Source organism: Bacillus sp. H1a (assembly GCF_000633475.1).
Taxonomy (GTDB): Bacteria; Bacillota; Bacilli; order Bacillales; family Bacillaceae_G; genus Bacillus_A; species Bacillus_A paramycoides.
The window spans coordinates 1-463 of sequence record NZ_AYMH01000103.1; the positions used below are offsets into that span (position 1 = coordinate 1).

Sequence of the window (463 nt, forward strand, 5' to 3'; positions counted from 1 at the left end):
CAATTTGCCAACGTAGTGAATATAAATCATAAATTTTCTCTTTTGGTACCCATTCCATAGGAATGTTTGTCATATATACCGTAATACCTTGTAAAAGTTTCGTACGCTCTGTATATGTAATTCCTTTTTTCTTTTCGCGAATAGCTCGGTCACGTAGGCGTTTCTGTTTTTGCTCCTCTGTACATTTATAAACCACAATACGAGTAGGCAGTTTGTCTTTACTCCCTACATATACATCATGTAATTCATACACTTGTCCAGGTTGTAATTGTTTCATGATGTCTTCCAAATGAATTTGTATATATACCGGTCTCAATTGAGCGGGTTTTGTTTTAAATACCACTGTTTCGAACTCTTTTCTATATATTTTAGTTGGTAACTTAAGACGCGATAAATAATATCCCTGCTTGTCTTGCATAGACTTAAAGTCTTGTAAACGGAAATATCCTAAGTCACGAATATA

1 protein-coding gene is annotated in these 463 nt (G+C 34.1%); it reads right to left on the reverse strand.

Going from position 1 to position 463, the window contains the following annotated elements:
• Positions 1 to 463: IS4 family transposase (locus U860_RS0129800; protein WP_029953191.1), on the reverse strand; the 463-nt coding region annotated here is incomplete at both ends.